Raw genomic sequence first — 22,262 nt, forward strand, 5'->3', positions numbered from 1 at the left:
GCGGTCGTCGTTCGAAAATACCGGTGTGCACGCTGACCGAAACGGGACAGCTATTATGTTTGTCTAGGACTAGAGCCGCATGGCGAGCAGTGAAGCGGGTCACGACATTCCGCTCTTTTTTATATTATTGTTTTAAACTGAATTTACAGGAAAATGGTGTCCACGAGAGGATTCGAACCTCCGACCCCAGGATTCATACCACTTCGGCTTTAGCCGCCGCCCATCTCCATTGGATAGGACGTTCGTGGTCTGGACTGTCCCTTCACCATGAGCCTTTCGGCTTTTAGGTGCTGCCCATCCAGTCTCTACACCTTCACCGGATTTCTCCGGAGCTTGGCTCGGGATTGGCATGCTGGAAGACCAGCGAAGCTTTCCCCGACTTTGAGCAGATCGATTGCGTCGTTTCCGGGCGCAACCCCCAATTTGTCTTAGGAATCCTGTGCTCTATCCTGCTGAGCTACGTGGACACTGAATTGCTCTTTAACCTGCCGTTGCCGGCGGATCAACCGCGTTCTTTATCGCGGTCGATCTGTTCCTCTGCTTTCTTTGCGTCCCGGTAGTCAGTTCGTCAGGCGTTGCTCGGCAAGTTTCACCCAATAGGAAATGCCGTAGGCGATGGCGTCGTCGTTGAAATCGTATCCAGGGTTGTGAAGGCCGGCCGAATCGCCGTTGCCGATGAAGATGAAGGCACCCGGCCTTTCCTTCAACATGAATGAAAAATCCTCGCCCGCCATGGAAGGGTCGACATCGGGGTCGACGTTCTTTTCACCAGCTACATCGCGGGCGACGCGGATGGCGTGGTCGGTCTCGTCCGCATGGTTGAAGGTCACCGGGCAATAACGCTCATAGACGACCTCGGCTTCCGCTCCATTTGCAAGCGCTATGCCTTCCGCCATCTGCTTGATGCGATCCTGCGCGAGATCACGCACCGTCTCGTCCAGACTACGCACCGTGCCGGCAATCAGCGCGTCGTTGGGAATGATGTTGTGGCTGGAGCCGGCGTGAAAGCGGGTGACGGACACGACCACGGATCGGATCGGATCGGCATTGCGCGAGGCGATCATCTGCAGATTGCCGACGATCTGTGCGCCGATCGTGATCGGGTCGATCGTGCGGTGCGGCTGGGCCGCATGGCCGCCACGACCTTTGACAGTGATCGAGAACTTGTCCGGTGCCGCCATGATACCGCCCTTGCGGATGGCGAACGAGCCGAGCGGAATACCCGGCATATTGTGCATGCCGTAGACCTCATCGATGCCGAACCGCTCCATCAGGCCGTCCTCGACCATGGCGAGCGCACCCGCGCCGCCTTCTTCGGCGGGCTGGAAGATGACCGCGATGGACCCGGTGAAATTGCGGGTTTCCGCGAGATATTTGGCGGCGCCAAGCAGCATGGCGGTGTGGCCGTCGTGGCCGCAGGCATGCATGGCGCCTGCGGTTTTGGAAGCCCAGGGTTTGCCGGTTTCCTCAAGGATGGGAAGAGCATCCATATCCGCCCTAAAGCCGATGGTGCGATTGCCCGGAATATTGCCTCTGATGATGCCGACCACGCCCGTGCGGCCAAGACCGGTCACGATTTCGTCAACGCCGAAAGATTTCAGCTTGTCCGCAACGAAAGCTGCGGTGTTGTCGACATCATACAAAATCTCGGGATTTTCATGCAGGTGACGCCGCCATTCGCTGACTTCCTGCTGAAGTTCGGCGGCTCTGTTCAAAATCGGCATTCGTTCATTCCTGGGTTCATCGGTGCGGCATGGCGTAAAAGCCTATCCTCCGCGGTGGATAGTGCGCCGCATAATTGACGTAATCAATGTACTTTGCCATTGCTAGGACATATATGGTGAATATTGCCATTCCCTGACTGAAGACGGGAATTCGAGGATAAGCCTTGCCACAGAATCTTAAATCGCCAAACGCCGCCCGGCGGCTCTCCGCAGCCATTGCCATCATGACCGCCGGCCTTGTTGCCGCTGCACCCGTGGCGAATGCCAATCCGAAAATGGTGGTCGATGTCAAAACCGGCAAGGTGATTTCCCACCAGGAAGCGTTCCGCAAGTGGTATCCGGCCTCGCTGACCAAGCTGATGACCGCCTATATCGCCTTTTCGCAGATGAAGGCCGGCAAGCTCAGCCCGCAGACAGAAGTGGTGATGAGCAAGAAGGCCGCCGACCAGCCGGCCTCGAAAATGTATTTCAAGCCCGGCCAGAAGCTGACGATGGACAGCGCACTGAAGCTGCTGCTCATCAAATCCGCCAATGATATCGCCGTGGCGATTGCCGAAACCATCGGCGGCACCAGCGATAATTTCGTGGCGCAGATGAATGCGCAGGCGCAGCGGCTGGGCATGAGCTCCACCCGTTACATCAACGCCAACGGCCTGCCCGGCAAGGGCCAATATACGACGGCGCGTGACCTTGCGCTTCTGGCGTTGATCATCAAGCGGGAATTTCCGGAATATGCCCATTATTTCTCGCTGGAAGGTGTCACCACCGGCAAGAAGGACTACGCCAACTTCAATATGCTTGTTGGCCGCTTTGATGGCGCAGATGGCATGAAGACCGGCTTTATCTGTGCATCCGGTTTCAACCAGGTGTCCTCCGCCGTGCGCAACGGCCGTTCGGTCATAACTGTGGTGCTGGGGGCAGATAGCCTTGCCGGGCGAACCGACCAGTCCGCTGATCTGCTGCAGATGGGACTGACGGCGCCCTCGGGCCAAGGCGTTTCACTCGCCTCGCTGGCACCCTATGGCGATACCGCCGAGGTAAACGACGTCAGTGCCGAAATCTGCAATCCGAAGGCGGCCAAGGTGCGCAGCGAAAGCCGCGACGAGACCGGCCGCATGGTCATCCATTCGCCCTACGTTACGGAAATGACCCGTCCGCCGGAATATTCTTTCGCGGGCCTCATTCCCGGCAGTGAGACGGTGGCGGTCAACACCGCCAAGGGTGCGAGCGCCAAGGGACAAGTTGCCAACGTGCCGATTCCCATCCCGCGTCCGACATTCTGATTTCGCCTAACCGCACTCTTTATGGATGAGGGCGCGCGCGAAGCCTGAACGCTGCGCGGAATGTGTATTCGCAGCTTCGGTTTGTTATGATATTACAGTGTCGCTCGTGGCCTTCAGGCCCCGGGCGATTTTTTGTGATTATTGCGCGGTTCCGGATCTAATCTCGTCCAACGATCTGCCGGAGCGGCCATCAACATACAGGCAAGACATGTCTCGCGATCGCATACCGGTTTCCATCATCACCGGATTTCTCGGCGCCGGAAAATCGACGCTGCTCAACCGGCTTCTCAAAGACCCCGATATGAGCGACGCCGCGATCATCATCAATGAATTCGGCGATGTCAGCATCGACCATATGCTGGTTGAAAGTGCAGGCGAGGGCATCATCGAACTGGCGGAAGGCTGCCTTTGCTGCACCGTTCGCGGAGAGCTGGTGGATACGCTGGCGGAACTGATGGACGGCATCCAGACCGGCAAGCTGAAGCCGGTGAAGCGGGTCGTGATCGAAACCACTGGTCTTGCTGATCCTGCTCCCGTCATGCAGTCTGTCATGGGCAACCCAGTGATTGCGCAGAATTTCGTTCTGAACGGCATCATTACGGTTGTGGATGCCGTGAACGGCCTGTCCACACTCGATAATCACGAGGAAGCGGTCAAGCAGGCGGCGGTGGCCGACCGGCTGGTGATGACGAAGCGCGCGCTTGCTGATGCTTCCACAATTTCCACGCTGACGGCCCGCCTTCAGGCGCTAAACCCGCGCGCGACGATCGAGGATGGTGACCGGGCCGACTGGAGTGCTGCCGCACTGCTGGATAACGGTCTTTACGATCCCGGCAGCAAAAATGCCGATGTCGGCCGCTGGCTGGGGGAAGAGGCGGAACACGATCACCACGACCACGACCACGACCACGACCACGATCATGACCATGACCACCACCATCATGGCGACCACGATGGCCACCATCACCACCACGATGTGAACCGGCACGACGCGTCGATCCGTTCCTTCTCGATCATTCACGACCAGCCGATAGCCCCGATGGCGATAGACATGTTCGTGGACTTGCTGCGTTCGGCGCATGGGGAAAAGTTGTTGCGGATGAAGGCCGTCGTCAAGCTGTCGGACAATCCGGACCGACCCCTTGTGCTGCACGGTGTACAGAACATTTTCCACACACCCGAGCGCCTCGCGGCATGGCCGGACCCATCTGACCAGCGCACGCGCATGGTGCTGATTACCAAGGATTTGCCGGAGGCGTTCGTGCAGGACCTGTTTGCTGCTTTCACCGGCACGCCGGGCATCGACCGTCCGGACAGGCAGGCGATGACGGACAATCCGCTGGCGGTTTCGGGGTTGAGGTTTTAGGTCGCAAAACGGTGGTTGAAACCCGCGGGCAGGGCACCCTTTACCTTGTCGAGTATCTCACCCTCAAGGGGGGATCGAGTGGAGTATTCTCGGCAGCGAGGGTAATTACGCTCCCTTCACGATCCTGAATCGGTGTCCTTTGGTCAACGTCGTAGTTTCAACCAGGCTATGCCCATCCTGGTTGCACATATGGGCAATATCGATAACCGCCAGCGGGTCGGTCGTCTCTACAACAAGAACATCGCCCGCCTGCAGGCCAGCGAGTTTTTTACGGCTTCTTAAAACCGGAAGGGGGCATTTAAGCCCCCTCAAGTCGAAAACTATGTCAGCCGTGTCGGTCATTCCTTGGCCCAGAACTTCCAGAACGGCTTCTTTTCCGGCGCTTCCGCTGGCGGTGCTGCGGAAAAAGCGAGCGGGTTCATGGCCGGCACAGGGACCTGGGCGGAAGTTCCGTTCTGACCCGGCCCCGAAGCCGCAGGCGTAGCAGTGGCAACCATTGTCGGGGCCGCCGGGGCAGGGTTCGATTGCGGAGCTGCGGGCTGGGTCGCCGAAGGATGCGGGGTCCGCAGAGAAGACGCGGTTGCGGTGGTCGCCGGCGAAGATGAGGTCACCTGCTGCGCCTTCTTCTCCATCAGCGCGGCATATTCCGTTTCCTTCATCAGCTTGCCGGCCTTCAGCGCCGAGCCGGTCGGAGCGTAAGCGGGTTCGCGGCCCTTGCGCTTTTCGGCAACCAGCGCTTTGCGCTCCGCCTCGCTCGGGTCGTACCAGGCCATGCCGTCATATTTCTTCATCGCCTTTTCATAGGCGAGATCATAGGTCTTTTCGTAGCTAGAAAGTGCGCTCACCAGTGCCGGCGGCGTGCTCATGGCGGGGCATTGCGCAGATGCGTTGAACGTGCCGCCTTCGGTCTGCTGGTTGAAGACATATTTCTTCTCGCAGACATTCACTTCCGGCGGGCGTTTCGTGACTTCGAAATTGTCGTAACCGACCTTCAGCATCTTCCAGAAATCGAGATGTTCGCTCTGGCGGTGGCGGGCCATGTTTTCCGCGGTCATGCGGAAGGGAAAGGCCTGCAGCTGAACGGTCTTCTGGCCACCCTTGAAGGCGTCGCGGGCGAAACCGTAGATTTCAAGGATCTGCGCGTCCGTCATCGAATAGCAGCCGGAGGACGAGCAGGCGCCATGGATCATCAGGTTGGTGCCGTTGCGGCCGTTGGCGGCATCGTAGCGGTTCGGAAAGCCGGTGTTGATGGCGAGGTAATATTTAGAGTTGGGATTGAGGTGCGCGGGCGTCAGGTTGTAGAAACCTTCCGGCGCCTGCCGGTCGCCCTCTTTCACCTTGGGGCCGAGTTTGCCGGACCAGGCGCAAATCTGGTATTCGGCAATCTTGTCGAAGCGGTTGTCGCGCTTGGCCTTCCAGATTTCCAACGCGCCTTCTTCCTTGAAGATGCGGATCATGATCGGCGAGGTGCGATCCATGTTCTTCTTGTCGATCTCGGCAAGAATGGACGGAGAAAGCGGGTAATCAACCTTGTTTTTAACGTGGGAGACGTCGCGTTCGACGGTTTCGAGCGTATCGTTGCAGCCGCTGAGAATGAGCGCGGTGCAGGCGAGAAGTGCAAATTGTGTCAAACGCATGATCTGATCCGAAAGACGATGGCACGGGCGACGGAGTTCTACACCGTCCCGCGTGTATTTTAAATACGGTATTAACCGTTTACATCTTCTTAACTCAAATCGGACCCGCCCCTGCGGCCGCCGATACATTTGTTGATGTGACCGGACTATGGCCGAGTTGGGGCGAGATTCAAGGAAAATAAGGCTGGAGCTAGATTGTTTTGGCTTTTCTTCGATCCGCCAAAAAAATCTAACTCCCTCTTTTTGCGCATTTCCGGACGTAAACCGCTGCGCACTTTTACTGGAAACGCTCTAAAGGTTTCTGCCGATATCCAGGAATTTCTGGCGGCGTTCGGCGCGCAGCTGCGTGCCCGAGCGCTGCGAAAGATCGGCGAGCGCTTTGGCGATAATGTCGCCGGTGGCACCAATCACGGCCGCCGGATCACGATGCGCGCCGCCCATCGGCTCGGGAATGATGCCGTCGATGACGCCAAGCGACTTCAGATCTTCCGAGGTGATTTTCATGTTAGTTGCGGCTTCCTTGGCACGGGTCGAATCGCGCCAGAGAATGGAAGCGGCACCTTCCGGCGAAATCACCGAATAGATCGCATGTTCGAGCATGTAGACGCGGTTGCCCGTGGCGATCGCGATTGCGCCGCCCGAGCCGCCTTCGCCGATGACGACGGAGACGATAGGCACCTTGACGTTGAGGCACATTTCCGTCGAGCGGGCGATGGCTTCTGCCTGACCGCGCTCTTCTGCGCCGACGCCGGGATAGGCACCAGCGGTATCGATGAGGGTCACGACCGGCAGCGAGAAGCGGTCAGCCAGTTCCAGCACGCGGATCGCCTTGCGGTAACCTTCCGGGCGCGGGCTGCCGAAATTGTGCTTCAGGCGGCTTTTGGTGTCATTGCCCTTTTCCTGGCCGATAATGGCGACGGGCTGGCCATTAAAGCGGGCAAGGCCTGCCTGAATGGCAGCGTCTTCGGAAAATTTGCGGTCGCCTGCAAGCGGCGTGAAATCCGTGAACAGCGCCTTGGCGTAATCGACGAAATGCGGGCGCTGCGGATGGCGCGCGACCTGCGTTTTCTGCCAGGCGTTCAGCTTGGAATAGATATCCTGCATCGCGTCATTGACGCGTGATTCCAGGCGATTGATCTCCTCCGAGGTGTCTATGCTCTCGTCTTCATCGGCAAGCTTCTTCAGCTCGATGATCTTGCCTTCAAGGTCCGAGATAGGTTTTTCGAAGTCGAGATAATTGTGCATGAGATCCGTTTCCGATCGTTTTGCGCAAGGTTTGAGCCGGATTATCCGGCGGTTCCGGTCGCTCTAATCAAGGTTTTTGCCCTGTTTGGCAAGGGGGTGATGTGTTTGTACCAGCTCTTGCAGGCGTTCTTCCAGCACATGTGTATAGATTTGTGTCGTGGAAATGTCGGAATGGCCGAGCAGTTCCTGCACGGCGCGCAGGTCGGCGCCGTTCTGCAGAAGGTGGCTGGCAAAGGCGTGGCGTAGGACATGCGGTGACACCGCCGAGGGATTGAGGCCCGCTCGAATGGCAATGTCCTTCAGGTCGCGGGCGAAAACCTGTCGCGGCAGATGCCCTTCCTTGCTGTTTGAAGGAAACAGCCACGGACTTTCCGGACTGTCAGCCTTTTTGGGGGACGCGGGCGTCCTGCTTTTCTCAGGTACGAGCGACTTCCTGGCCGCGTCGTATTTTTCCATCGCCTCGATGGCCGCGCGAGACAGCAACACCATGCGGTCCTTGTTGCCCTTGCCGCGGATCATCAGGAAGCGTCCCTCCTGGCGCAAAACCTTGACCGGCAGCGAAACGAGTTCGCTGACGCGCATGCCGGTCGCGTAGAGAAGTTCGAGCAGGAGATGCATGCGGATGCGGGCAAGCTGGCCGGGGCCGGTTAAGGCGGCCTCTTCAGCAGCGATGCCAAGAAGTTTTGTCACGTCCGCGACGCTCATCGTCTTGGGCAAGGTGAGGCCCTTCTTGGGCGCATCGATGGTACCGGTCGGGTCGTCGCCGCGAAGTCCTTCAGAATAGAGGAACCGGTAGAATTGCCGCATGGAAGACAGGCGTCTTGCCTGCGACGTGGCTGCAAAGCCCTGAGTGGAAAGATGGGTCAGATAGGCCGACAGGTCTGCCATGGCGGCTTCCATCAAGGACTGGCCTCGGCCACCGAGAAATTCACGCAGATCGGAAAGGTCGCGTTCGTAAGAAGAGAGCGTATTGGCGGCGGCACCCCTTTCGGCGCTCATCATTTCCAGAAAACTTTCGAGCCGCGCGCCGTCCCGCCCGCTCATCTCTTTGCTACTCATGGGGTGCGCCTTGCCGGCTCCGCCGACGGCGGGTTCAGCCGCTCGGAAGGAATGCGCACCGTCACCTCGCGATCATTGGGCTTGACGAACATGACCAGCAGCACCATGCCGCCATAGATCAGCCCCGCGATGGTTGCCAGTATCATCGTGAAGCGGAAGAGGGTTGGCATGGCGGCTCCGTGAGGGTGGCAGTCTGAATGTATATGCGGTGCAGCGAAAGCGGCGACAAGATCAAAAAGCGGTAGTCCGCTGCTGCCGCATGCGGCGATGAATGTGATTCAACGCAATTCAGTCAGCAATTTGGCTTGACGCTTCGTAAACATTTGCAGATATCCATGCCAAACGGGCTTTCAATTTTATGAATGAAAAGAATTTATCTGTCCCGGTCACACTCGGGGAGCAAGCGCGGGCCAAGCTCGCCGGGCGCAACGTCGTCTTTGTCGGACTGATGGGGGCTGGAAAGTCCGCGATCGGTCGCATGGTCGCCCAGCAGCTCAAGGTCTCCTTCATCGACACGGATGTCGAAATCGAGCGTGTTTCCCGCATGACGATAGCCGAACTTTTCGCCACCTATGGCGAGGAGGAGTTCCGGGCGCTGGAAACGCGGGTCGTCAAGCGGCTGCTGCGTGGTGGCCCCAAGGTCATTTCTACCGGCGGCGGCGCCTTCATCAACGACAATACCCGCCGGCACATCACGCGCGGCAGTGTGTCGCTGTGGCTGAAGGCCGATATCGAGGTTTTGTGGGAAAGGGTCAACAAGCGCGATCATCGCCCGCTTCTCAAGACCGAAAACCCCAAGGCCACGCTGGCGGCTCTGATGGAGAAACGTTATCCGATCTATGCGGAAGCGGATCTGACCATCGAATCCCGCGATGTCCGCAAGGAGATCATCGTGACCGAAGTGCTGGCCGCCATCGCCGGCCTTGAACAGAAAGACTGAGCATCATGACGCCTTCCGAAATCCACACCGACGAACGTCTTGTCCATGTGCCGCTCGGTGAGCGCGCTTACGACATTCTGATCGGACCGGGCCTGATCGGCAGGGCGGGCGGCGAGATTTCGTCGCGGCTGAAGGGCAGGCGTGCCGCTATCATCACTGACGAGCATGTTGCACCGCTTTACCTCGAAGGCCTGATGGACGGCCTGCAGACGGATGGCATCGAAGCCGTTTCGCTGACCTTGCCCGCAGGCGAGAAGACCAAGAGCTTCGAACATCTGGTCACTGTTTGCGATGCCGTTCTCTCCGCACGGGTGGAGCGCAACGATGCGGTGATTGCACTTGGCGGCGGTGTTATCGGCGATCTCGCCGGTTTTGCGGCGGGCATCGTGCGTCGCGGCGTGCGTTTCGTGCAGATACCGACCTCGCTTCTGTCGCAGGTGGATTCCTCCGTCGGCGGCAAGACAGGCATCAATACCCGCCAAGGCAAGAACCTTGTCGGCGTTTTCCATCAGCCCGATCTGGTGCTGGCCGATACGGCGGTGCTCGATACGCTGAGCGAGCGCGAATTCCGCGCCGGTTACGCCGAGGTGGTGAAATACGGCTTGATCGACAAGCCGGACTTCTTCTTCTGGCTGGAAAAGAACTGGGATGAAATCCGCACCGGCGGTCCCGCCCGCATCCAGGCGATTGCCACAAGCTGCCAGGCGAAGGCCGATGTGGTGGTGGCCGACGAGAAGGAAAACGGCGTACGCGCCCTTCTGAACCTCGGCCACACATTCGGCCACGCGCTTGAGGCAGCAACGAATTATGACAGCAAGCGGCTGGTGCACGGCGAAGGTGTCGCCATCGGCATGGTGCTGGCGCACCAGTTTTCCGCCCGCCTCAACCTTGCAAGCCCTGATGATGCCGCGCGCGTTAAAGCGCATCTCAAGGCGGTTGGTCTGCCAGTGTCAATGAAGGATATTCCAGGTGAACTGCCGCCGGTCGAGATGCTGATGGCGGCAATTGCGCAGGACAAGAAGGTCAAGGGCGGCAAGCTCACCTTCATCCTCACTCACGGCATCGGCCAGTCCTTCGTGGCCGACGATGTCGCGACGTCCGAGGTGCAGTCTTTCCTGTCGGAAAAGCATCCCGGCTGAGGCTTAAGGCGCGCGTTACCTAGAACCGCGTCGGCTCCCCCGGCGCCGCCGCCTCGATGGCGAGGGCATGCAGCCCGGCGTCGAGTTCCGGTTTCAAAAGTGCATTGATCGCCCGGTGGCGCTCAATGCGTGACTTGCCTGCGAAGCTTTCAGACACTATCTGAACACGCATATGCGTCTCGCCGGTGCCGGTTATGTCCGGCTGATGGCCGGCATGCATCTGGCTTTCATCGATCACCACCAGGCGTTCCGGCGAAAAGCTCTGCCGAAGCTTTGTTTCTATGCGTTCTCGCAGGGACATGCGATGGGCTCCAATCCTGTTGGCTGGTCTTTAAAAGGGGCTACCTAAAAGCCTGCAACATTCCGCTTTGTCAATTCTTGTTGTGCGCCTTTTCGCACCCCATAATCAGGGCATCATGAAACTGGATTCGAAATATTTCGACCGCATCCGTACACGCAGAAAAAGGGACAGGGAACCTGAGGTTCAGGCCCCGACCTGCCAGTGGGACGGATGCGACAAGCCGGGCGCTCACCGTGCACCTGTCGGCCGCAATGCCGAGGGGCAATTCTTCCTGTTCTGTTTCGAGCATGTGAAGGAATACAATAAGGGCTATAATTATTTCTCCGGCCTGTCTGACACCGAGATCGCCCGTTACCAGAAGGAAGCGATCACCGGCCATCGTCCCACCTGGACGGTTGGCGTGAACAAGACTGCGCGCGACAGCCCGCTGCACTCCACGCTGCGTTCCGGCGCGGCGGGCGCGGCCAATGCCCGCATCCGCGATCCTTTTGGCTTCACGAATGGTTTTGCAAACGGGGCAAAGGCCGGCGGCCAGCGCCTGCAGCAGGACCGCAAGTTGAAGACGCTGGAGGCGAAAGCCTTCGATACGCTCGGCCTTTCTGCGGGTGCAAAGCAGGAAGAGATAAAAAGGCGCTATAAGGAGCTTGTCAAAAAGCACCATCCTGATGCTAATGGTGGCGATCGCGGCTCGGAAGAACGTTTTCGGGCTGTTGTTCAAGCATATCAATTGTTAAAGCAGTCAGGTTTCTGCTAAGCCAACGTTCGTGTTTACCGCCTGATTGATGATGTGGCCGGGTGGCCGCCGCCCGCCTTGGAGACGTGATGAGCAAAATCGACCTTGATATTTCCAACCTGCCCGACACGACGGTGTCCGTGCGGGAGGTTTTCGGCATTGATACGGATCTGCGGGTTCCCGCCTATTCGCAGGGCGACGCCTATGTGCCCGACCTTGATCCCGACTATCTTTTCGACCGCGATACGACGCTCGCTATTCTTGCCGGTTTTGCTCACAACCGACGCGTCATGGTTTCCGGCTTTCACGGCACGGGCAAGTCCACCCATATTGAGCAGGTAGCTGCCCGCCTGAACTGGCCCTGCGTGCGCGTCAATCTTGACAGCCACGTCAGCCGTATCGACCTCGTCGGCAAGGACGCCATCGTTCTTAAAGACGGCAAGCAGGTCACCGAATTCAAGGACGGCATTTTGCCCTGGGCCTACCAGCACAATGTCGCGCTGGTCTTCGACGAATACGATGCCGGTCGCCCGGACGTGATGTTCGTCATCCAGCGCGTGCTGGAATCCTCGGGCCGCCTGACGCTGCTCGACCAGAGCCGCGTTATCCGTCCTCACCCCGCCTTCCGCATTTTTGCGACCGCCAACACGGTCGGCCTCGGCGACACGACGGGCCTTTACCACGGCACGCAGCAGATCAACCAGGCGCAGATGGACCGCTGGTCCATCGTCACCACGCTGAACTACCTGCCGCATGAGCAGGAAGTGAACATCATTGCCGCAAAGGTAAAGAGCCTCAACAATCCGAAGGGTCGCGAAACCGTCTCCAAGATGGTGCGTGTGGCCGATCTTACCCGTTCGGCCTTCGTCAATGGCGACCTTTCCACGGTCATGAGCCCGCGTACCGTCATTACCTGGGCGGAAAATGCGGAAATCTTTGGCGATCTCGCCTTTGCGTTCCGCGTGACCTTCCTCAACAAGTGCGACGAACTGGAGCGCACGCTGGTTGCCGAACAATATCAGCGGGCTTTCGGCGTCGAGCTGAAGGAAAGTGCTGCGAACATCGTTCTCAGCGCCTGATCTTCCCCGGCTTGTCCGGAGAATATCACCGATGACTTGAAGACGCCGGCGGGCCGCGCATCCTTGGATTGGCGGCTCCGAAGCGTCGACAACTGACAGGAAAGACAATGGCAGCGCGCGGCGACAATTCCAGAGCAAAACCGGGTACGGCGGTCGATACCGAACCGTTGCGTCAGGCGATTGCCGGATGTGTGCGATCGGTTGCCGGCGATGCAGAGGTTGAGGTCGTTTTCGCCAATGAGCGGCCTGGCCTTGCCGGAGAGCGCATGCGCCTGCCGGAAATTTCCAAGAAACCCACCGCGCAGGAAATCGCCGTCACCCGTGGCCTTGGCGATTCCATGGCGCTTCGCCTTGCCTGCCATGACGCTGACACCCATGCGGTGATGTCGCCGCAGGGTGCCGAGGCGCGGTTGATCTTTGACGCTGTTGAGCAGGCGCGGGTAGAATCCATCGGTGCACTGCGCATGCCGGGCATGGCCTCCAACATTCAGGCCATGAACACGGAAAAATATGCCAAGGCGAATTTTTCGGGCATCAACACGAAGGACGATGCACCGCTTGCCGAAGCCGTCGCCCTTTTGGTGCGCGAGAAGCTGACCGGCGAAAAGCCACCGGCCAGTGCCGGCAAGGTTCTCGACCTGTGGCGCGACTTCATCGAGGACAAGGCCGCCGGCGACCTGAGCGACCTTTCCAAGGTGATTGGCGACCAGAAGGCTTTTTCGCGGCTGGTGCGCAAGATGCTGACCTCCATGCAGATGGCGGAGGAATTCGGCGACGACGATAACGAGCCGGAAAGCCAGGAGGCAGAATCCGACGAGGAGCAGCCGCGCACTAACGAGACCGAAGAAGAACAGGTCGAGGAAGAAGCCGGTTCCGATGCGACGCCCGCTGATGAAAGCGAGGCCTCGCAGGAGGAGATGGAAGAAGGCGAGATGGACGGCGCCGAGATGTCGGACGAGGAAATGTCCGACGATCTCGATGAGGATTCCGAGACGCCCGGCGAGACCCGCCGCCCCAACAGCCCCTTCGACGATTTCAACGAGAAGGTCGACTATCGCATCTTCACCCAGGAATTCGACGAGGAAATCCACGCCGAGGAACTGTGCGACGAGGCGGAGCTTGACCGCTTGCGCGCGTTTCTCGACAAACAGCTCGCCCATCTTCAGGGCGCCGTCGGACGTCTGGCGAACCGGCTGCAACGCCGCCTGATGGCGCAGCAGAACCGTTCGTGGGATTTCGATCTGGAAGAGGGTTATCTCGATCCGGCTCGCCTCGTGCGGCTTATCATCGATCCCATGCAGCCGCTCTCCTTCAAGAAGGAGCGCGACACCAAGTTCCGCGACACGGTGGTTTCGCTCGTCATCGACAATTCGGGTTCGATGCGTGGCCGCCCGATCACGGTTGCGGCCACCTGCGCCGATATTCTTGCGCGTACGCTGGAACGGTCGGGTGTGAAGGTGGAGATTCTCGGCTTCACCACCAAGGCGTGGAAGGGCGGTCAGTCGCGCGAGCAATGGCTGGCCAGCGGCAAACCCGGTTCGCCGGGTCGGCTCAATGATTTGCGCCATATCATCTACAAGTCGGCGGATGCACCCTGGCGGCGTGCGCGGCGCAATCTTGGCCTGATGATGCGTGAAGGCCTGCTGAAGGAAAACATTGACGGCGAAGCGCTGATGTGGGCGCATAACCGCCTCATCGGCCGCCCCGAGCAGCGCAAGATCATGATGATGATTTCGGACGGTGCGCCGGTGGACGATTCGACGCTGTCGGTCAATGCGGGCAATTATCTGGAGCGGCACCTGCGCGCCGTTATCGAACAGATCGAGACACGTTCGCCGGTGGAGCTTCTGGCGATCGGTATCGGCCATGATGTGACGCGTTATTACCGTCGCGCCGTGACGATCGTGGATGCGGACGAACTGGCTGGCGCGATGACCGAACAGCTTGCTGCTCTCTTCGAGGATACCAATACCGCCAGCTCGTCCCGCAAGGTTCGCCGTGCGGGATAAGCGGGGCCGGGCTTTTCTTTCCTTTAAATCGCTGGCGGTAGCTGCAGTTCTTGCGGTCGCAGCGCTTGTTCCGGTTCCGATCGGCGCGTCGACCATCGATGTTCCGGTCAGCGTTCGTCTGTTGTCAGGCTTCGAGGTTGGCACCAGCGCCAGGCGTTTCGGCAAGCTGGAATTTATCGGCGGCATGGTGATGAGCACGCCGGAAAAACTATTCGGTGCCATATCCTCCATCCGCTTTCGCCCAAACGGGCAGGAATTCGTTGCCGTGCTGGATACCGGCCACTGGCTCACGGGCAAGATCGCACGCGGCCCGTCGGGCGCGCTGTCCGGGTTGGTTGACGTGCGTATCACTGCCATGCTGGATGCCAGCGGCCGTGAACCTTCCCGCAAGATGGAAATGGATGCGGAAGGTCTGGCGCTGCGGGATGGCAAGGTATTCGTCAGCTACGAGCAGCGGCACAGGATCGATGCCTATCCCGATCCGGGGTTCGAGACATCAAAGCCGCTCAGCCGCCTGCCTCATCTCATTCCCAACAGCGAACTGCGCCACAATGGCGGCATGGAGGCCCTTGCGGTCTCGCCGGCCGATTCGCCGCTTGCCGGTGCCCTTGTCGTGGTGGCTGAAAAAAGCATCGATGCCGACGGCAATCTTCTCGCCGCCATACTGGAAGGCCCGTTGAAGGGCACATTCGCGGTCACCCATCACCCCTCATTCGACGTGACGGACGGCGCGTTCCTGCCCAATGGCGACCTGCTGCTTCTGGAGCGCCGCTTCAATTTCGCTGAAGGGGTGGGGATGCGCATCCGCCGCATCAAGGCTGCCGATATCAGGCCAGGCGCGGTGGTGGATGGCGAAATCCTGCTGGAAGCAGGCATGGTCTACCAGATCGATAATATGGAAGGCATGGATGTGGTGAAGGGGCCTGATGGTTCCACACGCCTCATCATCGTTTCCGATGACAATCACTCATTTCTCCAGCGCAATCTGATGCTGGAGTTCAAGCTGGTGGAGTGAAGGTTCACACCTGCTGCGCCGCCTTGTAGGCAGCCATCAGCTCCTCGACGGGAATGCCGTCGATCTTCATCCCTGTCATTCGGCATCCTGTTATCTGCGCGCCGGACAGGTTGGCGTTGCTCAGTTTCAGACCGGAAAGATTAACGTCGTCGATCGACCAGCCGGACATGTTGCTGTCAGTAAATGACGCGCCGGAAAAGTTGATCTGGTTGAAGCTGGTTCCGGCGAGATTGACGTCGTTGAACACCGTACCCGACAGATTGACGTCGTTGAAGGTGGAGCCTGAAAGCGTGGCGCTGGCGGCCTCCACAATATCGATAACGTCATTGATCTGCATATCTGCCTGCCTCTGAGCTGTGCCACGGACCGCAGACTGCAACGCAGTCGGCTGGTTTGCAAGCGCGATTCGATCCACGCTCCCACCCCAGCCTTAAACCTGGATGACAATGGTGTCAGCCCGATTTGGCGACCTTTGGCATCGGCTTCAGCGTGTTCATCAGTGCGCCGTAGGGCAGGAGCATCACGAGGCCGACGAGGATCTTCACCGAGAGGTCGCCGAGCGCCCAGGAAATCCAGCGCGGTGCCTCCAGAGCGAAGATGCCGAGCACGGGGGCATTTTCAATGGCGAAGGCATCGTTGGGACCGACGAAGGAGAAACTCGCAGCAAAGGCGATGGAGAAGAACAGCGCGGTATCCAGCACCGAACCCAGCATGGAGCCGGCAAGAGGTGCGTGCCACCAGCGCTGGCGGCGCAGGCGGTTGAAGACGGAAATATCGAGCAGCTGGCCAATCAGATAGGCGGTGCCGGAGGCAACGGCGATACGCGGGATCGAGGTCCAGAAGGACAGTGTGACGCCAACAATAAAACCGGCAAGTACGACGCGGCGCGCGACTGACGGGCCGAACTGGCGGTTTGTAAGGTCTGTGACGAGGAAGGCGACCGGATAGGTAAAGGCACCCCAGGTCAAAAGATCGCCGAGATTGACACCGAACAGCGATCCGGAAAGCGGGTATTGCACCAGAATATTGGACGCGACGACCACCAGTGTCATCAGCAGAACGTAAATGAGCGTGTAGCGCAGGTAGGGCATTTTTTTATCCTGGGTGATGCCACCAGTTGGAGCCGAATTAGAACAAGCAAAAGGCTTGAGCGGCAAAAGCCATTCAAGCCTTCTGAATATCAGTGATGTCGAAACCGCTAATTAAGCAGCTTCGGCCGTCTTCTTTGCGATCTGGCGGCGCAGGAGACGAGCGCGCATGCTCAGTTCGTTTTCGCCGGACTTCAGAAGGAAGGCATCGAGGCCGCCACGATGTTCAACGGAGCGCAGAGCTGCTGCGGAAACACGCAGGCGGAAACGCTGGCCGAGAGCATCGGAGATCAACGTAACCTGGCAGAGGTTCGGAAGGAACCGGCGCTTGGTCTTGTTGTTGGCGTGGCTGACGTTGTTGCCCGTCTGGACGCCCTTGCCGGTCAATTCGCATACACGGGACATGGGTACACCTATTTCGTTTGTCTGTTTCACCACTGGCTCGCCACCGGCAAAACCGTGGTGGCAATCCAACTGGCCATGATTGGAAAGTTGCGGTTCTATAGTCAGACGGGACTTAACAGTCAAGCCGCTCGCGAGCAAATGAAAGGAAATTCCGGCGTTTTCAACCGGCATCCGCTTTTTTATTGCCACAAGTCGGCGTATATGATCGCCCCATAAGGCCGCTTCCGCGCCTCTTTTAAGGTGATATCCAAATGATTGCCAGAGGAAAAAGCATTTTCATGGCTGTGACAATGGCGTTTGCAGGCGTATCTCCCTCGCTCGCCGCCGAAGCCCGCCATACAAGCGAATACAGCATCAATCTCGGTATTCTGCCAATTGCCAAGGCAAGTTTTTCGACTCGCATGAACGGCCCGAACTATTCGATTTCCGGTTCCTTCAGCTCAGCAGGGCTTGCAAGCGTTCTGGCGGATATTTCCGGCAAGACGACGATTTCGGGTGCCAAACGCGGCCATCGGCTGCAGGCGAACACATATTCGCTTGTTTACAAGGACGGCAAGCGGGTGCGGACCTATGATGTGGTCTATCGTAACGGCAACGTCACATCGACGACGGTGAAACCGGAGCCGAAGGCGCGGCCGGACAATTGGGTGAATGTGAAGGACGGCGACCTACGCTCCGTCCTCGATCCAATCTCCGGCCTCATCATTCCCGCCGGCGGCCGCATCTGCCCGTCGCGCCTGCCGATCTATGACGGCGAATCGCGGCTGGATCTGGTGTTGAGCCCCAGCGGCACCAAGCCCTTCAAGACGAATGGCTTCAGCGGCGATGCCGTGGTCTGCAAGGCGCGTTACGTGCCGAAGTCGGGTTATCGCCAGGGGCGCAAGGATATCGAATACCTGAAATCCATTTCCATGGAGATCTGGTTTGCCAAATCCGACAATATGGATGTCTATGCCCCGGTCTACGCCGTCATTCCGACGCGGGTAGGCCAAGTCTACATCACCGCCACCAAATACGGCGGTTGATGCAGTTACGGGGTATCACCCGGCGACCAGCCGGGTTCGGCCATCACGAAGCTTGAAAAGGCGAAACCCGGCGAGACGGTGCAGCCGACGAGGGTGAAGTCGCCGAGGCTTTCTGCCGATTGCCAGCAATTGGCAGGTACGATCACCTGCGGGCGCTCGCCTTCCAGAATGTCGGGGCCGAGGGTAAAGGTCTGTACCTCCCTGCCATCTTCGGAAAGATGCAGGGTGATCGGAGCGCCGGCATAATAGTGCCAGACCTCCACCGCATCGGTGACGCGATGCCAGTGAGAGCGCGTCCCCTTTTCCAGAAGATAATAGATCGCCGTCGAATGGCCGCGCTCACCACCTGCCTTGTCGCGAAATGTCTGGTGGTAAAAGCCGCCCTCGGGGTGCGGCTCCAGTTCCAGTTCGCGAATGATCGCTGCCGAAGACAGATCGGCGCCCATCAGAAATTGTCCTTGCGTGTGCGGATTTCGGCAAAGACTTCGGCATCGGTTGCGCCTTCAAGGCCAAGATGACTGCGGATGCCGGCATCGGCCACCCGCATATAAGGGTTGGTCTGTTTTTCCAGCCCGATGGTGGTGGGAATGGTGAATTCATTCGCCTGCCGCGCCTTTTCGACGCTTTCGGCGCGCTCGATTAGAGCCGCGTTATCAGGATCGACGGTGAGCGCGAAACGGGCATTCGAAAGTGTATATTCGTGGCCGAAATAGACTTTCGTGTCATCCGGCAGCGCCATTAACTTCTGGAAAGAGTGCCACATATCTGTTGCCGTACGTTCGAACAGGCGACCGCAACCCATGGCGAAAAGCGTATCGGCGGCAAACAGCAGGCCGTCATCGGGAAGGTAGTAGCAGATATGCCCCGCCGTATGACCGGGTGTGGCAATGACCTGAACGCGCCGTCCGGCAAATTCGAACTCGTCGCCATCGGCCTGGGAACGGTCGAGACCGGGGATCGCAATCGCCTCATCATGTGGGCCATGTATTTCGCACTGGAATTTGTCCTTCAGCGCCAGATTGGCTTCCACATGGTCCTGATGGTGATGGGTGGTGAAGATATGTGTGAGCTTCCAGCCATGCCCATGAAGAGCCTGCAGGATGGGGCCTTCCTCCGGCGCATCGATCGCGGCAGTCGCCCCGCTTTCTGGATCGTGCAGCAGAACGCCAAAATTATCACTGCGGCAAAGAAAGACGTCTATTTCCAAAGGTTTCATCGTGGTCCTCTCCATTTGCCGGCCTTAGCCGGCGCATTTGTCCGCCTGAATTTCAATGTAGGCGCAGACGCCTTGAAGTCCAACCGCCTGATGCTACATTCTCGCCCATGAACACCGATATCGTCGATCTGCGCGAATTCTATCATTCCCCGCTAGGCCGCTCGGCCGAGCAGGCGATCACCATGGCGCTTTCAACGCTCTGGCCGCCTTTGCCGGAGGAAAGGCTGGTCGGCCTCGGTTACGCCGTGCCGTTTCTGGAGCGGTTCCGTCATGACACGGAGCGCACCTTTGCCTTCATGCCGGCGGGGCAGGGAGCGGTGAACTGGCCGGCAGGCGAGCTTTCCTCCACGGCGCTGGTGTTTGACGAGGAGCTGCCGCTACCCGATTCGTCGATAGACCGGGTGTTGATGGTGCATGCTCTGGAATTTGCCGAAAATCCGCGCGAAACCCTGAAAGAACTCTGGCGGGTGCTCGCGCCCGGCGGGCGTCTGGTGATCGTGGTGCCGAACAGGCGTGGGGTCTGGGCACGCATGGAACATACACCTTTCGGCTCGGGCCGGCCCTATTCGCGCGGGCAGTTGACGGCGCTTCTGCGCGAGACCAATTTTACGCCGGGGGCAAGCGCCGAAGCGCTTTTCTTTCCGCCCACCACCAGCCGCCCGGTACTGAAATTCCGCCGATACCTTGAGCTTACCGGCCGCAGGCTCTGGCCGCTGTTTTCCGGCGTTATCGTGGTTGAGGCACAGAAACGTCTCTATCAGGGATTGCCCGTTACCCAGCGCGCCTCACGCCGGGTTTTCGTGCCGGTCCTGGCGCCTCAGGGTGTGCCCACCACCCGCACCGCCGCAAAGCACGGAAAGCCGCGCTGACCCTCGACAAAGGGGCCATTCCGGTCTAATGCCTCCGGCATTGCTTTTGCCGGGCTCCCCGGCGCATTTCCGAAGGTCGATCAAATGAGTGCAGAGCTTAGCCAACCTCTTCCGCGTCCGGGTATTCTGGATATCGCCGCTTATGTTCCCGGCAAGGAACATGTGGATGGCGTCGCGAAGGTTTATAAGCTTTCCTCCAACGAAACGCCGCTCGGGCCAAGCCCGAAGGCGATCGAGGCATTCGCCGCCACCGCCAGCCATCTGGAAATCTATCCCGACGGACAGGCGATTGCGCTGCGTCAGGCGATTGCAGACGTGCATGGCCTCAACATAGCGAATATCATGTGCGGTAACGGCTCGGATGAGCTTCTTGGCCTGCTCTGCCACGTCTATCTGGGTACGGGCGATGAGGCGATCATCACCGAACACGGTTTCCTCGTCTACAAGATCCAGATCATGGGTGCGGGCGCAACGCCGGTGACGGTGAAGGAAAAGGATTGCGCCGTTGATGTGGACGCCATTCTCGCCGCCGTCACGCCAAGGACGAAGATGGTTTTCATCGCCAATCCCGGCAATCCCACCGGCACCTATGTTCCGGTCGCGGAAATCCGCCGCCTTCAGGCTGGTCTGCCGAAACATGTCGTGCTCGTGCTTGATGCGGCTTATGCCGAATATGTACGCAAGAACGACTACGAGGCCGGTCTCGAGCTGGTGTCTGGGAACCGCAACGTGGTCATGACGCGCACCTTCTCCAAGGTTTACGGTCTGGCCGCACTGCGCGTCGGCTGGATGTATGGTCCGGCCGCCATCATTGATGCGCTGAACCGGGTGCGTGGTCCGTTCAACATGAGCGCGCCGGCGATCGCAGCGGGTGCCGCGGCCATCCGCGATCAGGCATTCCTGGAAAAGGCGATCTCTCACAACACGCTCTGGCTGGAGAAACTCACGACGGTCTTCACCAGTCTCGGCCTCAAGGTCACGCCATCAGTCACCAACTTTGTCCTCATCCATTTCCCGGACCAGGATGGCAAGCGTGCACCAGATGCGGACGAGTTCCTGAGCCGCCGCGGTTATATCCTGCGTGCCGTGCGCGGTTACGGTTTCCCCAATGCCTTGCGTATGACGGTTGGTTCGGAAGAAGCCAATCTTGGCGTCATCGCCGCGCTCACCGAGTTCATGGGGCAGGCGTAATGGGCGAGATCATGTTTGAGCGCATCGCGCTTGTTGGCATCGGCCTGATCGGCTCGTCCATTGCGCGCGACATCAAGGAACTGGGTCTTGCCCGGCATGTCACGATTTCCACCCGCAGCGCGGAAACGCTGAAGCGGGCAGAGGAACTGGCGCTTGGAAGCGAGTATACGACATCCGCCGCGCAGGCGGTCAGGGATGCTGATCTTGTGATCGTTTCAGTGCCGGTCGGTTCATCCGGGGCGGTTGCCGAGCAGATCGCGCCGCATCTGAAGCCCGGCGCCATCGTCACCGATGTCGGCTCTACCAAGGCCTCTGTCATCGCGCAGATGGCGCCGCATATGCCTGACAATGTGCATTTCATTCCTGGACATCCGCTGGCGGGTACGGAAAAATCTGGCCCGGATGCCGGTTTTTCCGGTCTTTTCCGCGAGCGCTGGTGCATCTTCACGCCGCTGCCGGGCACGGATGCGGAGGCGCTGGAAAGGCTCAAGGATTTCTGGCGGGCGCTCGGCTCGCGTGTGGATGAAATGGATGCCGAACACCACGACAAGGTTCTGGCGATCGTCTCGCATCTGCCGCACATCATCGCCTACAACATCGTCGGCACGGCGGACGATCTGGAGACGGTAACCGAGTCGGAAGTCATCAAATATTCCGCTTCCGGCTTCCGAGATTTCACGCGTCTCGCCGCCTCGGACCCCACCATGTGGCGCGATGTCTGCCTGCACAACAAGGATGCCATCCTCGAAATGCTGGCACGGTTCTCGGAAGACCTTGCTTCGCTGCAAAGGGCGATCCGCTGGGGGGAGGGCGACAAGTTGTTCGAACTGTTTTCCCGCACACGCTCCATCCGCCGCTCCATCATCGAGGCCGGTCAGGACGTCGATACGCCTGACTTTGGGCGTCACGCGCTGGATCAGAAGAAGTAGGGCGCTGAA

At 59.1% G+C, this 22,262-nt stretch carries 24 protein-coding genes; 12 read left to right on the forward strand and 12 right to left on the reverse strand.

From position 1 onward, the window contains the following. Positions 1–560: 560 nt before the first annotated feature. Entirely contained in the window at positions 561–1,724 is a 1,164-nt protein-coding gene (locus ACQZ63_RS07855; RefSeq protein WP_019564885.1) for a M20 aminoacylase family protein, read from the reverse strand. A gap of 224 nt (positions 1,725–1,948) precedes the next feature. Between ACQZ63_RS07855 and ACQZ63_RS07860 the strand changes: the two genes are divergently transcribed. Next, on the forward strand, positions 1,949–3,007 hold the full coding sequence (locus tag ACQZ63_RS07860) for a D-alanyl-D-alanine carboxypeptidase family protein (protein WP_046205618.1): 1,059 nt from the start codon (positions 1,949–1,951) through the stop codon (positions 3,005–3,007). Positions 3,008–3,215: 208 nt separating this feature from the next. Continuing rightward, entirely contained in the window at positions 3,216–4,373 is a 1,158-nt protein-coding gene (locus tag ACQZ63_RS07865; RefSeq protein ID WP_112355071.1) for a CobW family GTP-binding protein, read from the forward strand. Between the two features lie 105 nt (positions 4,374–4,478). On the opposite strand, the gene ACQZ63_RS07870 is transcribed toward ACQZ63_RS07865, so the two are convergent. The 5 genes from ACQZ63_RS07870 to ACQZ63_RS07890 form a co-directional block, all read right to left on the reverse strand. Further along, entirely contained in the window at positions 4,479–4,715 is a 237-nt protein-coding gene (locus ACQZ63_RS07870) for a sulfurtransferase TusA family protein (RefSeq protein WP_003511363.1), read from the reverse strand. After that, the gene (locus tag ACQZ63_RS07875; protein WP_113555443.1) at positions 4,712–6,010 is read right to left on the reverse strand and encodes a L,D-transpeptidase family protein; all 1,299 of its coding nucleotides are present in this window, start codon (positions 6,008–6,010) and stop codon (positions 4,712–4,714) included. The genes ACQZ63_RS07870 and ACQZ63_RS07875 overlap by 4 nt, the downstream gene beginning before the upstream one ends. 291 nt (positions 6,011–6,301) lie before the next feature. After that, complete coding sequence (locus ACQZ63_RS07880) at positions 6,302–7,255, reverse strand: acetyl-CoA carboxylase carboxyltransferase subunit alpha (protein ID WP_111795483.1); 954 nt, start codon at positions 7,253–7,255, stop codon at positions 6,302–6,304. 63 nt (positions 7,256–7,318) lie between these two features. Then, positions 7,319–8,299 carry a site-specific tyrosine recombinase XerD gene (locus ACQZ63_RS07885; protein WP_419457028.1) on the reverse strand — a complete coding sequence of 327 codons (981 nt, stop codon included), beginning with the start codon at positions 8,297–8,299 and terminating at the stop codon, positions 7,319–7,321. Positions 8,300–8,310: 11 nt separating this feature from the next. Beyond that, positions 8,311–8,484: a hypothetical protein gene (locus ACQZ63_RS07890; protein WP_003511358.1), complete on the reverse strand. Its 174-nt coding sequence runs from the start codon at positions 8,482–8,484 to the stop codon at positions 8,311–8,313. Positions 8,485–8,672: 188 nt separating this feature from the next. Between ACQZ63_RS07890 and ACQZ63_RS07895 the strand changes: the two genes are divergently transcribed. Together ACQZ63_RS07895 and aroB are read left to right on the forward strand one after the other, a co-directional pair. After that, positions 8,673–9,254 carry a shikimate kinase gene (locus tag ACQZ63_RS07895; protein ID WP_003511357.1) on the forward strand — a complete coding sequence of 194 codons (582 nt, stop codon included), beginning with the start codon at positions 8,673–8,675 and terminating at the stop codon, positions 9,252–9,254. 5 nt (positions 9,255–9,259) lie between these two features. Beyond that, positions 9,260–10,393, forward strand: coding sequence for a 3-dehydroquinate synthase (gene aroB, locus ACQZ63_RS07900; RefSeq protein WP_035199634.1), 1,134 nt, complete (start codon positions 9,260–9,262; stop codon positions 10,391–10,393). Positions 10,394–10,412: 19 nt separating this feature from the next. Here the strand turns inward: aroB and ACQZ63_RS07905 are convergent, their stop codons facing one another. Continuing rightward, the gene (locus tag ACQZ63_RS07905) at positions 10,413–10,694 is read right to left on the reverse strand and encodes a BolA family protein (RefSeq protein ID WP_019564879.1); all 282 of its coding nucleotides are present in this window, start codon (positions 10,692–10,694) and stop codon (positions 10,413–10,415) included. Positions 10,695–10,809: 115 nt separating this feature from the next. Here ACQZ63_RS07905 and ACQZ63_RS07910 point away from each other — a divergent pair, with 115 nt between their 5' ends. The 4 genes from ACQZ63_RS07910 to ACQZ63_RS07925 all read left to right on the forward strand — a co-directional run bounded on the left by ACQZ63_RS07910 (position 10,810) and on the right by ACQZ63_RS07925 (position 15,530). Further along, positions 10,810–11,448, forward strand: coding sequence for a J domain-containing protein (locus tag ACQZ63_RS07910; protein ID WP_013761799.1), 639 nt, complete (start codon positions 10,810–10,812; stop codon positions 11,446–11,448). 68 nt (positions 11,449–11,516) lie between these two features. Continuing rightward, positions 11,517–12,506: a cobaltochelatase subunit CobS gene (gene cobS, locus ACQZ63_RS07915; protein WP_003511352.1), complete on the forward strand. Its 990-nt coding sequence runs from the start codon at positions 11,517–11,519 to the stop codon at positions 12,504–12,506. Positions 12,507–12,613: 107 nt separating this feature from the next. Continuing rightward, positions 12,614–14,515, forward strand: coding sequence for a cobaltochelatase subunit CobT (gene cobT / locus ACQZ63_RS07920; protein WP_013761798.1), 1,902 nt, complete (start codon positions 12,614–12,616; stop codon positions 14,513–14,515). Then, positions 14,505–15,530 (forward strand): esterase-like activity of phytase family protein, encoded by a 1,026-nt coding sequence (locus ACQZ63_RS07925; RefSeq protein WP_113555442.1) that lies wholly within the window; start codon positions 14,505–14,507, stop codon positions 15,528–15,530. The genes cobT and ACQZ63_RS07925 overlap by 11 nt, the downstream gene beginning before the upstream one ends. 4 nt (positions 15,531–15,534) lie before the next feature. Here the strand turns inward: ACQZ63_RS07925 and ACQZ63_RS07930 are convergent, their stop codons facing one another. The 3 genes from ACQZ63_RS07930 to rpmB all read right to left on the reverse strand — a co-directional run bounded on the left by ACQZ63_RS07930 (position 15,535) and on the right by rpmB (position 17,023). Next, complete coding sequence (locus ACQZ63_RS07930; protein WP_113555441.1) at positions 15,535–15,867, reverse strand: pentapeptide repeat-containing protein; 333 nt, start codon at positions 15,865–15,867, stop codon at positions 15,535–15,537. A gap of 115 nt (positions 15,868–15,982) precedes the next feature. Continuing rightward, the gene (locus ACQZ63_RS07935; protein WP_003511348.1) at positions 15,983–16,621 is read right to left on the reverse strand and encodes a queuosine precursor transporter; all 639 of its coding nucleotides are present in this window, start codon (positions 16,619–16,621) and stop codon (positions 15,983–15,985) included. Between the two features lie 111 nt (positions 16,622–16,732). After that, on the reverse strand, positions 16,733–17,023 hold the full coding sequence (gene rpmB / locus ACQZ63_RS07940; RefSeq protein WP_003509888.1) for a 50S ribosomal protein L28: 291 nt from the start codon (positions 17,021–17,023) through the stop codon (positions 16,733–16,735). A 251-nt stretch (positions 17,024–17,274) separates the two neighbouring features. Here rpmB and ACQZ63_RS07945 point away from each other — a divergent pair, with 251 nt between their 5' ends. After that, positions 17,275–18,048, forward strand: coding sequence for a DUF3108 domain-containing protein (locus ACQZ63_RS07945; RefSeq protein ID WP_013761795.1), 774 nt, complete (start codon positions 17,275–17,277; stop codon positions 18,046–18,048). Positions 18,049–18,053: 5 nt separating this feature from the next. Here ACQZ63_RS07945 and ACQZ63_RS07950 read toward each other — a convergent pair whose 3' ends face one another. Both ACQZ63_RS07950 and gloB read right to left on the reverse strand, forming a co-directional pair. Further along, entirely contained in the window at positions 18,054–18,494 is a 441-nt protein-coding gene (locus ACQZ63_RS07950) for a cupin domain-containing protein (RefSeq protein WP_013761794.1), read from the reverse strand. After that, positions 18,494–19,264, reverse strand: coding sequence for a hydroxyacylglutathione hydrolase (gloB, locus tag ACQZ63_RS07955; RefSeq protein WP_003511345.1), 771 nt, complete (start codon positions 19,262–19,264; stop codon positions 18,494–18,496). The genes ACQZ63_RS07950 and gloB overlap by 1 nt, the downstream gene beginning before the upstream one ends. 107 nt (positions 19,265–19,371) lie before the next feature. On the opposite strand from gloB, the gene ACQZ63_RS07960 reads away from it, so the two are divergent. The 3 genes from ACQZ63_RS07960 (at position 19,372) to ACQZ63_RS07970 (ending at position 22,253) form a co-directional block, all read left to right on the forward strand. Beyond that, the gene (locus tag ACQZ63_RS07960; RefSeq protein ID WP_111795480.1) at positions 19,372–20,133 is read left to right on the forward strand and encodes a class I SAM-dependent methyltransferase; all 762 of its coding nucleotides are present in this window, start codon (positions 19,372–19,374) and stop codon (positions 20,131–20,133) included. 84 nt (positions 20,134–20,217) lie between these two features. After that, a complete protein-coding gene (gene hisC, locus ACQZ63_RS07965; RefSeq protein ID WP_019564874.1) occupies positions 20,218–21,324 on the forward strand; it encodes a histidinol-phosphate transaminase in 1,107 nt (368 codons plus the stop codon). Next, on the forward strand, positions 21,324–22,253 hold the full coding sequence (locus ACQZ63_RS07970) for a prephenate/arogenate dehydrogenase family protein (protein ID WP_003511341.1): 930 nt from the start codon (positions 21,324–21,326) through the stop codon (positions 22,251–22,253). Before hisC ends, ACQZ63_RS07970 begins: the two co-directional genes overlap by 1 nt. Positions 22,254–22,262 lie beyond the last annotated feature (9 nt).

This window comes from Agrobacterium sp. CG160-95 (assembly GCF_053521725.1).

Excerpts from the sequence above, each read along its gene's own strand:
- ACQZ63_RS07855 (WP_019564885.1), bottom strand. The coding sequence starts at position 1,724 with ATGCCGATTTTGAACAGAGCCGCCGAACTTCAGCAGGAAGTCAGCGAA.
- ACQZ63_RS07860 (WP_046205618.1), top strand. The coding sequence starts at position 1,949 with ATGACCGCCGGCCTTGTTGCCGCTGCACCCGTGGCGAATGCCAATCCG.
- ACQZ63_RS07865 (WP_112355071.1), top strand. The coding sequence starts at position 3,216 with ATGTCTCGCGATCGCATACCGGTTTCCATCATCACCGGATTTCTCGGC.
- ACQZ63_RS07870 (WP_003511363.1), bottom strand. The coding sequence starts at position 4,715 with ATGACCGACACGGCTGACATAGTTTTCGACTTGAGGGGGCTTAAATGC.
- ACQZ63_RS07875 (WP_113555443.1), bottom strand. The coding sequence starts at position 6,010 with ATGCGTTTGACACAATTTGCACTTCTCGCCTGCACCGCGCTCATTCTC.
- ACQZ63_RS07880 (WP_111795483.1), bottom strand. The coding sequence starts at position 7,255 with ATGCACAATTATCTCGACTTCGAAAAACCTATCTCGGACCTTGAAGGC.
- ACQZ63_RS07885 (WP_419457028.1), bottom strand. The coding sequence starts at position 8,299 with ATGAGCGGGCGGGACGGCGCGCGGCTCGAAAGTTTTCTGGAAATGATG.
- ACQZ63_RS07890 (WP_003511358.1), bottom strand. The coding sequence starts at position 8,484 with ATGCCAACCCTCTTCCGCTTCACGATGATACTGGCAACCATCGCGGGG.
- ACQZ63_RS07895 (WP_003511357.1), top strand. The coding sequence starts at position 8,673 with ATGAATGAAAAGAATTTATCTGTCCCGGTCACACTCGGGGAGCAAGCG.
- aroB (WP_035199634.1), top strand. The coding sequence starts at position 9,260 with ATGACGCCTTCCGAAATCCACACCGACGAACGTCTTGTCCATGTGCCG.
- ACQZ63_RS07905 (WP_019564879.1), bottom strand. The coding sequence starts at position 10,694 with ATGTCCCTGCGAGAACGCATAGAAACAAAGCTTCGGCAGAGCTTTTCG.
- ACQZ63_RS07910 (WP_013761799.1), top strand. The coding sequence starts at position 10,810 with ATGAAACTGGATTCGAAATATTTCGACCGCATCCGTACACGCAGAAAA.
- cobS (WP_003511352.1), top strand. The coding sequence starts at position 11,517 with ATGAGCAAAATCGACCTTGATATTTCCAACCTGCCCGACACGACGGTG.
- cobT (WP_013761798.1), top strand. The coding sequence starts at position 12,614 with ATGGCAGCGCGCGGCGACAATTCCAGAGCAAAACCGGGTACGGCGGTC.
- ACQZ63_RS07930 (WP_113555441.1), bottom strand. The coding sequence starts at position 15,867 with ATGCAGATCAATGACGTTATCGATATTGTGGAGGCCGCCAGCGCCACG.
- ACQZ63_RS07935 (WP_003511348.1), bottom strand. The coding sequence starts at position 16,621 with ATGCCCTACCTGCGCTACACGCTCATTTACGTTCTGCTGATGACACTG.
- rpmB (WP_003509888.1), bottom strand. The coding sequence starts at position 17,023 with ATGTCCCGTGTATGCGAATTGACCGGCAAGGGCGTCCAGACGGGCAAC.
- ACQZ63_RS07945 (WP_013761795.1), top strand. The coding sequence starts at position 17,275 with ATGATTGCCAGAGGAAAAAGCATTTTCATGGCTGTGACAATGGCGTTT.
- ACQZ63_RS07950 (WP_013761794.1), bottom strand. The coding sequence starts at position 18,494 with ATGGGCGCCGATCTGTCTTCGGCAGCGATCATTCGCGAACTGGAACTG.
- gloB (WP_003511345.1), bottom strand. The coding sequence starts at position 19,264 with ATGAAACCTTTGGAAATAGACGTCTTTCTTTGCCGCAGTGATAATTTT.
- ACQZ63_RS07960 (WP_111795480.1), top strand. The coding sequence starts at position 19,372 with ATGAACACCGATATCGTCGATCTGCGCGAATTCTATCATTCCCCGCTA.
- hisC (WP_019564874.1), top strand. The coding sequence starts at position 20,218 with ATGAGTGCAGAGCTTAGCCAACCTCTTCCGCGTCCGGGTATTCTGGAT.
- ACQZ63_RS07970 (WP_003511341.1), top strand. The coding sequence starts at position 21,324 with ATGGGCGAGATCATGTTTGAGCGCATCGCGCTTGTTGGCATCGGCCTG.